This is a genomic window from Aquiflexum sp., assembly GCF_977115555.1.
Map to the genome: position 1 here is coordinate 1 of NZ_CDSBKL010000180.1, position 7,965 is coordinate 7,965.

A 7,965-nucleotide genomic window follows, 5' to 3' on the forward strand; every position below is an offset into this window, starting at 1 on the left:
AGCTGAGGAATGATTCAGTTATTATCGGAAATGATAAATTGGAAATTAAAGATAAAAATGATATTGAAATTAGGATAATCGGGTTTAAAGGCCAATGGATAAATCAAAAAGTAGCCATATATCAATTTCACAATGGAAATGAGAACCAGTTGAAAATTAAATATAAGGACAAGGAAACGGAATTGAAATTCCTTCTTGATTCAGAATCTCACAAGGATAAACTAGTTAGATTTTGTAATGAAAATGAGTTTAAATTAATTTTTTAGAATGAGTAATTTTATTAAAATTCTTTACTTAGCAAATGTTTGTTTTTGGTTTGCATTGCTAATTTACTCATTGACATTACTTATGGCATACAATGGAGTAATCAAGGATCTTTTTATTTTTAATTGCATTAAGCCCAACCAGTTTGAAATTATAGTGAATGAAAAGAAGAAGAATATTCTTATTTCATTCAATTTCACTGCTGAAAATAAGGTTTACACTTCAGAACATCAGATTTCAACATCAGCAATAGAAGAAAACTTATTTTCGGAAAAGGATCCAATTATTTGTTTCAATTCCCACTTCCCATCATTGAATTATGTTTTTGGCGCAAATATTGAAATTAGAAAACATAAATTAGGCATTTGGTTTTCAGCAGGGTTTATAGTTTTTTTCACACTTCTGTATGGTTTATCAAAAAAAAGTCTTTGGTTTGGAAAATATTCAAAACTCTGCACCTAGATGTAAAATGGAGTTTTCGCTAGTTATAGATTGAATCTACACCCTTTAATTTTTTTAAATTTTTAATTCAAATTACCAAGGATTACTATTTTTTGATTTGAATCCAATTACAAAATGAATAGATAAAAGAGTCCAATTTCAAATCAAAGCCAGTCCCAATACCTGGCGTTCACTAGGCCTGAGGGAGTTAAGTATATTAATTAAAAAGAATACTTAATTCTTCCTGTAATCAATTTCCATTAAGGCTTTTAATGAACTGGACAATATCCTGCCGGGAAACATCCTCCAACTTCTCCAATGCGGCAGGATCATTTTCAAAAAAAACCTCCAACTTCTTTTTCCAGCCACTGACTCCGCTGACAAAAAACTCTAAGGAATCTCCATTTTCATCAAACAATATGTAATATGAAGTCGTGACAGTCACACCTTTGGTGGTCGAATTGATATTTTGGATGTATAACTTGTAGGGGTCTCCTTTTTCCACCAACTTGTAAAATCCAGTTTCGACTTTTATCCCTCTATCTACAAACAAATAATCAAACGGCACTCCGACCTGATTGAAACCATAAGCAAAAACCTTTTTGTCTTTTGTTTTAAAAATCTTCTTCTCCCCTTCCTTAGTCACGATCGAGATTTGAGTTTTGTCAGTTCCTTTTGGCCCACCAAAAACAATTTTACAATTTATAGTATCTCTTTTGGCGAGAACGACATAGCCGTCTCTTAACTCTTGGGCTTGCCCGTTTTTTGTAAAACACAAAAAGAGCGCGATGAATATGAAAACAACTTGTTTCATGTATTTGTAAAGGATTGAATGTATTTGCGTTTCGAGTTTAAATAAGGCGAAACTTTTATTGGCTCAAAATATACCTATCAGTAATAATTCAACGCTATTCCGCCTTGGTCCACTCCACTGTCCTTCCGATCATGGAAAAACCTACAAAACCGCGGACTTCCAACGTTTTGTCATTCTTCTTTTTGATGATGCAGGAATAGGTTTTGCCGTTTTTGGGATCGTAGATAGTACCGTTTTCCCAAGTATCGCCGGTATGTTCAAAATTGCTCAAAAGCTTCATCCCCATGATTGGTCTTGTACGCTTGGATTGGTCGGTGTTGTTTTTGTCGGTTTTGGGTTTGCCGTTTTCGGTTGGGTCTTGGAGCCAAACGATTTTTCCGGAATACTTCCCTCCTTCTTTGAATATCTCAACTTGGGCGTCTTTCTCAGTATTGTACCATTTGCCTACAATGGCATCGGCTGATTGGGCTTGGACATTGATCCCAAATCCGACCATCAATAAAACGATAAATATCAAAATTGCTTTTTTCTGAGTCATGGTTATGTTAATTTTTTTATCTGACTCGAATAATAATACTTTTACGAGGCTTATTCAAGAGGGCTAATTCATTTTCTTTATCCATCCATTTAAAATCCCAAATCTGAATTCACCAAAACCAACAAATGGAACCAAATCCAAAAGGAATCCAAATCATCCACTTCGGCCTCAGTGAAATTCATCTATTGACCGAGAAAGCTGTTTTTCTTCCCCAAAGCCGATCACTTTTCATTGCTGATCCACATTTTGGCAAGGCTGCGCATTTTAGAAAAGCAGGAATTCCGGTTTCAGAAAAAGTACATATCCATGATTTTCTCAAAATCCAAAAACTGATAGAAAGGTATAAACCAACAGATTTATATTTTTTGGGAGACCTCTTTCACAGTGATTGGAATGAGTCTTGGAATGATCTTGAATTATTTGCAGGAAATTTTCCGGGTTGCCAGTTTCATTTGATCAAAGGCAATCACGACATACTTCCTGAGGAACTTTACCGTTCTGAAATATGGAAAGTCCATCCCGAATCGCTGATTTTGGCTGATTTCATCCTTACCCATGAACCAATGTATGAAGTTCCTGAAGGATTGTTCAACTTCTGTGGACATATCCATCCGGGGATTTCACTCTATGGAACCGGAAGGCAGAGATTGACACTCCCCTGCTTTTTCCTTTCAGGAAGGCAATTGATTCTTCCTGCATTCGGTAGGTTTACGGGATTGTATGGCATGAAATGCGAAAAAAACGACCAGGCCTTTGCGGTAACAGACAAAAAAGTAATTCCAGTCAATTTCATGGAATAGGTTGGTTTAATTGGCCAAGCTGTTTAATTTTGAACCCATTAGAAAAAAAACATGAGTATATATCCAAGGAAAAAAGCAAAACTCGGAAAGTTCAAATTTGCATCGGTACTTTTCAGCACTACCCTATCCTTGTTTATTTTGGGACTTTTTGGTGTGATCATCATTCAGGCAAAAACATTGACCAAAATTATTCGGGAAAACATTGAAATCCAGGTTTTTCTCAACAAAAACGTGACGGACGCGGAACTGAAGGCTATTGGGAAATCTTTTGAATCAAAACCCTATGTGCTTCAGACAGGTGATTCTTTGGGTATCGATTTCATTTCCCAAGACGAAGCTGCAAAAGCCTTCTTAGAGGATACCGGAGAGGATTTTACACAGTTTTTGGATGATAATCCGTTGAGAGACAGCTATACCATCGCCATTGCGGAAGAATACCAAACCGCTGAGCAAATCGAAGAGATAGTCAAAGAAATCGAAGCCATGGAGGGTGTTTTTGAAGTGACTTACATGGAAGATCTGGTGGAATCCATCAATAAAAATCTCTTCAAAGTAGCCCTTGTTATGGGTGGTTTTATCCTGATATTGGTATTTACAGTAGTGATGCTGATCAACAATACCATCAGGTTGGCGCTTTTTTCTCAGAGATTTTTGATAAGAAGCATGCAGCTTGTGGGGGCCACAAGAGGATTTATCCGCAAACCTTTTTTGGGTAGAGCTTTGGTCTTTGGTTTGCTTGCGGGAATGATCGCCTCAGCCTTTCTCTTTGGAATAATAGAATATACCAAGGCTAATATTGATGGATTTGCTATGTTGCAGGATTACAATTTGCTTTATGCACTCTTTGGCGGCTTGGTCATTTCAGGAATTTTGCTTTCCGTTTTGAGTACCTTGCAGGCAGTTAACAAGTATTTAAACATGTCTTTGGACGAATTATATTAATATGGACCATTCACAATTTCCTTTTTCAAAAAAGAATTACCGACTGATGCTGATTGGAATCGGGATCATTGTTTTGGGTTTTGTCATCATGGGTTTGGATTCTGAACCCCATGGCTTTGGTTTTCTCGGCCTTACATTGGGTCCTATAATCACTTTGGCCGGATTCATTTTTCAATTTTATGCGATTTTCGCCCAATCAGAAAAGAAATAATTTATGGATATTATTGACGCGATCATCCTTGGCATCGTCCAAGGATTGACCGAATTCTTGCCTGTTTCATCCAGTGGTCATCTCGAGCTGGGTTCTGCAATACTTGGAAGCGACAAACTTCCTGAAGAAAGTTTGTTGTTTACCGTGGTCCTTCACTTTGCTACCGCATTGGCGACTTTGGTGGTTTTCCGCAAGGATATAGTAGTCCTTTTGGAAGGTCTATTGAAATTCAAATGGAACGAAGAAACCCAATTTACCGTCAAAATCATCATTTCCATGATCCCTGCTGTGATTGTGGGATTGTTTTTTGAGGAACAGCTTGAGCAGTTTTTTGGAGGGAAAATAGTCTTTGTAGGCTTTATGCTTTTGGTGACGGCAGTCCTTCTTTTCTTTGCAGACAAAGCAAAAAGCACAGAGAATGATGTAACATTCGGCAAAGCTGTTTTGGTAGGCCTTGCCCAAATGGTAGCTATGCTTCCGGGAATCTCCAGATCTGGGGCTACCATTTCGAGCTCAGTACTTTTGGGAATTGATAAAAACAAGGCAGCAAGATTTTCATTTTTGATGGTCGTACCATTGATCCTTGGCAAAATATCCAAAGACATCCTTGACGGGGCATTGACCTATAATGAAGCAAGTTTCGGATATCTTTCAGTCGGATTTATCGCCGCATTTATATCAGGCTTTTTTGCCTGTACATGGATGATTTCTCTGGTCAGAAAAAGTAAACTGATCTATTTTGCCATTTATTGTAGCATAGTCGGCCTGATTGCCATCTTCTCAGGCTTATATTTGTAAGATGCAAGAAGAGCCCTACGGAGAAGTATTCCTGATCAACAAGCCTTATCAATGGACTTCCTTTGATGTGGTCAAGAAAGTCAGGAATGCTTTGAAAATAAAAAAGGTAGGACATGCGGGAACTTTGGATCCATTGGCGACAGGATTGCTGATCGTCTGTGCCGGAAAGAAAACCAAATCCATAGATTCCTACATGGCACAGGAAAAAGAGTATACAGGCACTTTTATCTTGGGAAAAACCACAGAGAGCTTTGACCTAGAGAAAGAAGTTACTGATGTTGCAGATCCCTCGGCCATCACTTTGGAACAAGTCAAATCAGCTGTAGCCCAACTCACAGGGGATATTCTGCAAATTCCTCCAATGCACTCAGCCATCAAAGTCGATGGAAAAAGAGTATATGAATCGGCCAGAAAAGGAATTGATGTCAAAATGGAAGCTAGGCCTGTGACGGTTTCGGAATTTGAAATTACCTCATTTGAAAATCCAGAAGTACATTTCAGGATAGTCTGTTCCAAAGGCACTTATATAAGGAGTCTTGCAAGAGACCTTGGTGAAATTTTGGAAGTGGGGGCCTACATGTCTGCATTGACACGAACAAGGATCGGGGATTTTAGTTTAACTGGCGCAGAAGAATTGACAGACCTGATTGAAAAAATAAAAGCCAGACAGGATGAAAATCTATGAAGGAATAGAAGACTTCAGGCAGGTACCAAATCCGGTCGTCACTATTGGGACTTTTGACGGGGTCCATTTGGGTCACCAAAAAATCCTCAAGAGAATCAGGACTATTGCGGATGAAATCGGCGGTGAGACTGTCATGATTACTTTTTGGCCACATCCTAGATTGATCCTTTATCCTGAAGAACATAACCTTCGGTTGCTGACCACTTTTGAAGAAAAGGCAAAATTGCTTAGGCAATTCGGAATTGATCATTTGTTGACTATTCCTTTCACCAAAGAATTTTCTGACCTTACTTCAGAAGAATTTATCCAAAGCATCCTGATTGATAAAATTCAAACCCGTAAATTAGTAATCGGATATGACCACCGATTTGGCAAGAATAGGGAAGGAAGTTTTGAATACCTGAAGGAAAACATCGGTCGGTATCACTTTGAACTGGAGGAAATATCTCGCGAAGATGTAGACAATGTGGGTGTATCTAGTACCAAAATCCGGCAGGCATTGGAAGTAGGTGAAATACATATTGCCAATGAATTTCTCGGAAGACCCTATGAACTTAACGGCATCATCATCAAGGGGCAGCAGCTTGGCCGCTCCATAGGATTCCCTACGGCCAATATCCATATTCCGCACGACTACAAGCTGATCCCTTGTGACGGTGCTTATGCAGTGAACATCGACATAGAAGGACAGACTTTCAATGGCATGCTCAACATCGGCAACCGACCAACCGTAAATGGAAGTAGCCGGACGATTGAGGCGCACCTGTTTGATTTCAATGGAGACCTGTATGACAAAAGAGTCTGTGTCCATCTGAAATCCTACTTAAGACCTGAAATCAAATTTTCAGGTCTGGAATCTCTGCAATTGCAATTGGCCAAGGATAAGGAAATGGCCAGAAAGATTTTGACCAAAGTATAACCCAAAATAATTTTTATATGATTACAAAAACCGTAACCAATGCTGCAGAAGCGGTAAAAGATGTTTTCTCGGGTTCGGTTCTGATGCTTGGAGGCTTTGGCCTCTGCGGAATCCCCGAAAACTGTATCAAGGCTTTATTGGAAAAGGACCTTACAGGACTGACCTGTATTTCAAACAATGCCGGAGTCGATGCTTTTGGCATCGGATTGATGCTCAAAAAGCGAATGGTCAAAAAGATGATTTCAAGCTATGTCGGTGAAAATGCCGAATTTGAAAGGCAGCTGTTAAGTGGGGAACTGGAAGTGGACTTGATTCCACAAGGAACCCTTGCTGAAAGAATCCGGGCCGGAGGTGCAGGAATTCCTGCTTTTTTTACTCCTGCAGGTGTGGGGACAGAAGTGGCCGAAGGCAAAGAGATGAGGGAATTTGACGGCAAAATATACTTGATGGAAAAAGGACTTACAGCCGATTTTGCATTTGTAAAAGCTTGGAAAGGTGATACTGCAGGCAATCTGATTTTCAAAGGCACAGCTCGAAACTTCAACCCCATGATGGCTACCGCAGGGAAAATCACCATTGCAGAAGTGGAAGAATTGGTTCCTGCCGGTGAACTCGACCCAAATCATATCCATACTCCGGGCATTTATGTCCAAAGGATTTTCCAGGGAATGGACTATGAAAAGAGAATCGAGCAGAGAACGGTAAGTAAAGAGTAATAGCAGTTTTCAGTGAGCAGTCAGAAGGTAAACGCGACAACCTGACAACCCGATAACGCGAAGCAGACAACAATTACAACCAATCAACAACTACAACCTTGTAACAATCCCATGCTAGACAAAACCCAAATAGCCAAGAGAATAGCCCGAGAGGTCAAAAACGGTCAATACATCAACCTTGGGATCGGCATTCCGACCTTGGTTGCCAATTATATTCCTGAAAATTTGGAAGTAGTCCTACAGTCCGAAAATGGATTACTGGGAATTGGCCCTTTTCCGACTGAAGACAACATTGACCCGGACTTGATCAATGCAGGCAAACAGACCATCACGATGGTGAAAGGTTCCGCCTTGTTCAATTCAGCAGAGTCGTTTGCTATGATACGTGGAGGACACGTTCATCTGACCATCCTTGGTGCGATGGAGGTCTCTGAAAACGGAGATATTTCCAACTGGAAAATCCCCGGAAAAATGGTCAAAGGAATGGGCGGAGCCATGGATTTAGTGGCGTCTGCCGAAAACATCATCGTCGCCATGCAGCATTGCAGCAAAGACGGACAATCCAAACTATTGAAAGAATGTAGCCTGCCAATCACAGGAATCAGATGTGTCAAAAAGATCGTGACCGATCTGGCAGTATTGGATGTCTTGCCCGAAGGTGGGTTTAGACTACTGGAAAGAGCTCCGGGTGTATCCGTAGCCGAAATAGTATCCAAAACCGAAGGCAGGATATTGGTAGAAGGAGAAATCCCTGAAATGGTTTTTGATTGATTTTGGAAATGGATTGAAGTTGGAAGAACGGACTAAGATGGAATGGTTATGCTGTCTATAAAAATA

General features: G+C 39.8%; 12 protein-coding genes. 10 read left to right on the forward strand and 2 right to left on the reverse strand.

Annotation, left to right across the window (positions count from 1 at the left end):
* Both ACZFYI_RS11700 and ACZFYI_RS11705 read left to right on the forward strand, forming a co-directional pair.
* The coding region (locus ACZFYI_RS11700; protein WP_462524312.1) for a hypothetical protein at window positions 1-266 on the forward strand (266 nt) is incomplete at its 5' end.
* An 82-nt stretch (window positions 267-348) separates the two neighbouring features.
* Window positions 349-726, forward strand: coding sequence for a hypothetical protein (locus ACZFYI_RS11705; RefSeq protein ID WP_462524313.1), 378 nt, complete (start codon window positions 349-351; stop codon window positions 724-726).
* Between the two features lie 229 nt (window positions 727-955).
* Here the strand turns inward: ACZFYI_RS11705 and ACZFYI_RS11710 are convergent, their stop codons facing one another.
* Together ACZFYI_RS11710 and ACZFYI_RS11715 are read right to left on the reverse strand one after the other, a co-directional pair.
* Window positions 956-1,519, reverse strand: coding sequence for a hypothetical protein (locus ACZFYI_RS11710; RefSeq protein WP_462524314.1), 564 nt, complete (start codon window positions 1,517-1,519; stop codon window positions 956-958).
* Window positions 1,520-1,613: 94 nt separating this feature from the next.
* Entirely contained in the window at window positions 1,614-2,057 is a 444-nt protein-coding gene (locus tag ACZFYI_RS11715; RefSeq protein WP_462524315.1) for a DUF2147 domain-containing protein, read from the reverse strand.
* 125 nt (window positions 2,058-2,182) lie between these two features.
* Between ACZFYI_RS11715 and pdeM the strand changes: the two genes are divergently transcribed.
* The 8 genes from pdeM (at window position 2,183) to ACZFYI_RS11755 (ending at window position 7,899) form a co-directional block, all read left to right on the forward strand.
* Window positions 2,183-2,857, forward strand: a complete 675-nt coding sequence (gene pdeM, locus ACZFYI_RS11720) for a ligase-associated DNA damage response endonuclease PdeM (protein WP_462524316.1) — start codon at window positions 2,183-2,185, stop codon at window positions 2,855-2,857.
* A 51-nt stretch (window positions 2,858-2,908) separates the two neighbouring features.
* Complete coding sequence (locus ACZFYI_RS11725; RefSeq protein WP_462524317.1) at window positions 2,909-3,799, forward strand: cell division protein FtsX; 891 nt, start codon at window positions 2,909-2,911, stop codon at window positions 3,797-3,799.
* Between the two features lies 1 nt (window position 3,800).
* Window positions 3,801-4,010 (forward strand): DUF3098 domain-containing protein, encoded by a 210-nt coding sequence (locus ACZFYI_RS11730; protein WP_462524318.1) that lies wholly within the window; start codon window positions 3,801-3,803, stop codon window positions 4,008-4,010.
* Between the two features lie 3 nt (window positions 4,011-4,013).
* Entirely contained in the window at window positions 4,014-4,808 is a 795-nt protein-coding gene (locus ACZFYI_RS11735; RefSeq protein WP_462524319.1) for an undecaprenyl-diphosphate phosphatase, read from the forward strand.
* Window position 4,809: 1 nt separating this feature from the next.
* Window positions 4,810-5,493 carry a tRNA pseudouridine(55) synthase TruB gene (gene truB, locus ACZFYI_RS11740; protein WP_462524320.1) on the forward strand — a complete coding sequence of 228 codons (684 nt, stop codon included), beginning with the start codon at window positions 4,810-4,812 and terminating at the stop codon, window positions 5,491-5,493.
* Window positions 5,480-6,412, forward strand: coding sequence for a bifunctional riboflavin kinase/FAD synthetase (locus tag ACZFYI_RS11745; protein ID WP_462524321.1), 933 nt, complete (start codon window positions 5,480-5,482; stop codon window positions 6,410-6,412). The genes truB and ACZFYI_RS11745 overlap by 14 nt, the downstream gene beginning before the upstream one ends.
* Before the next feature lie 17 nt (window positions 6,413-6,429).
* A complete protein-coding gene (locus tag ACZFYI_RS11750) occupies window positions 6,430-7,128 on the forward strand; it encodes a CoA transferase subunit A (protein WP_462524322.1) in 699 nt (232 codons plus the stop codon).
* A 111-nt stretch (window positions 7,129-7,239) separates the two neighbouring features.
* A complete protein-coding gene (locus ACZFYI_RS11755) occupies window positions 7,240-7,899 on the forward strand; it encodes a 3-oxoacid CoA-transferase subunit B (RefSeq protein ID WP_462524323.1) in 660 nt (219 codons plus the stop codon).
* The last annotated feature ends 66 nt before the right edge of the window (window positions 7,900-7,965 follow it).

Coding starts and splice junctions, on each gene's coding strand:
- ACZFYI_RS11730 (WP_462524318.1), top strand. CDS start 3,801: ATGGACCATTCACAATTTCCTTTTTCAAAAAAGAATTACCGACTGATG.
- ACZFYI_RS11750 (WP_462524322.1), top strand. CDS start 6,430: ATGATTACAAAAACCGTAACCAATGCTGCAGAAGCGGTAAAAGATGTT.
- ACZFYI_RS11715 (WP_462524315.1), bottom strand. CDS start 2,057: ATGACTCAGAAAAAAGCAATTTTGATATTTATCGTTTTATTGATGGTC.
- ACZFYI_RS11710 (WP_462524314.1), bottom strand. CDS start 1,519: ATGAAACAAGTTGTTTTCATATTCATCGCGCTCTTTTTGTGTTTTACA.
- ACZFYI_RS11745 (WP_462524321.1), top strand. CDS start 5,480: ATGAAAATCTATGAAGGAATAGAAGACTTCAGGCAGGTACCAAATCCG.
- truB (WP_462524320.1), top strand. CDS start 4,810: ATGCAAGAAGAGCCCTACGGAGAAGTATTCCTGATCAACAAGCCTTAT.
- pdeM (WP_462524316.1), top strand. CDS start 2,183: ATGGAACCAAATCCAAAAGGAATCCAAATCATCCACTTCGGCCTCAGT.
- ACZFYI_RS11725 (WP_462524317.1), top strand. CDS start 2,909: ATGAGTATATATCCAAGGAAAAAAGCAAAACTCGGAAAGTTCAAATTT.
- ACZFYI_RS11755 (WP_462524323.1), top strand. CDS start 7,240: ATGCTAGACAAAACCCAAATAGCCAAGAGAATAGCCCGAGAGGTCAAA.
- ACZFYI_RS11705 (WP_462524313.1), top strand. CDS start 349: ATGGCATACAATGGAGTAATCAAGGATCTTTTTATTTTTAATTGCATT.
- ACZFYI_RS11735 (WP_462524319.1), top strand. CDS start 4,014: ATGGATATTATTGACGCGATCATCCTTGGCATCGTCCAAGGATTGACC.